Below are 1,152 nucleotides of genomic sequence, written 5' to 3' on the forward strand. Positions count from 1 at the left end.
CTAGTGGATTGATTCCAACGTTTGATGCCCGCGCCTGACGGCTGCGATAATCTGATCGGGATTGGCCTTCCAGACGAACGGCTTCGGTTCCTGATTATGCTCTTTTATGAAGCGGTTGATGGCGGCCTGAAGATCGACGACGGAGCAGAAGACCCCGTTCTTCAGGCGCCGGCGGGTCAGCTTAGCGAAGAAGCCCTCGACGGCATTCAACCAGGAACACGACGTAGGCACGAAGTGGAAGGTCCAGCGCGGATGCCGGGCCAGCCAGGCGCGAACCTTCGGCTGTTTGTGGGTGGCGTAGTTGTCGAGGATAACGTGGACGGCCTTGTCGGACGGCAGTTCGGCCTCCACCGCGTTCAGGAAACGGATGAACTCCTGGTGCCGATGCCGCTGCATGTTACGCCCGATCACCGAGCCGTCGAGTACGTTGAGCGCTGCGAACAGCGTGGTTGTCCCGTTACGTTTGTAATCGTGGGTCATGGTCGCGCCCCGGCCGCGCTTGAGCGGCAGCCCGGGTTGCGTGCGGTCGAGCGCCTGGATCTGGCTCTTCTCGTCCACCGACAGCACGATCGCGTGCGCCGGTGGCGAGACGTAGAGGCCGACCACGTCGTGCAACTTCTCGGCAAACGCCTTGTCGTTGGACAGCTTGAAGCTGCGCCAGCGATGCGGTGCCAGGCCGTGGTCGTGCCAGATCTTCACGACCGAGGACGCCGCAATGCCCATTGCCTTGGCCATCGCGCGCACGGTCCAGTGCGTAGCCTCCTGAGCCGGTGGCTCGAGCGTCAACGCTACGACCTTGTCGACGAGCGTCGTCTCGAGCGGTGCGATGCCAGGGGGACGGGTTTTGTCGCGGAGGAGACCATCGACGCCTTCGGCCATATACCGCTCTTGCCATCGCCACACGCAAGTCTTCGACTTGCCCGTCTCCGCCATGATAGAAACGGTACCCAGCCCGTCATCCGTCAGAAGAATGATCCGCGCCCGCCATACGTGCTTCTGCGGGGAACCACGTGCCGAAACGAGGGCCTCAAGCCGCGCCCGATCCGGTGCCGTGACGACGAAGGTGATACCGCTACGCATACCCCTTGGTCGCACAATGCAGCGCTAGGCGGAATCCTCAAAAGGACTCATCCGTCACGATCAATCCACTAG

1 protein-coding gene is annotated in these 1,152 nt (G+C 62.2%); it reads right to left on the reverse strand.

What is annotated here, in order from left to right; translation table 11 throughout:
• Positions 1-1,080 carry an IS630 family transposase gene (locus tag EWE75_RS24680; protein ID WP_130160645.1) on the reverse strand — a complete coding sequence of 360 codons (1,080 nt, stop codon included), beginning with the start codon at positions 1,078-1,080 and terminating at the stop codon, positions 1-3.
• Between the last annotated feature and the right edge of the window lie 72 nt (positions 1,081-1,152).

The organism is Sphingomonas populi (assembly GCF_004208535.1).
GTDB lineage: Bacteria > Pseudomonadota > Alphaproteobacteria > Sphingomonadales > Sphingomonadaceae > Sphingomonas > Sphingomonas populi.

What these genes read in the sequence shown, in the direction of transcription:
- EWE75_RS24680 (WP_130160645.1), bottom strand. Translation starts at nt 1,080, where the DNA reads ATGCGTAGCGGTATCACCTTCGTCGTCACGGCACCGGATCGGGCGCGG.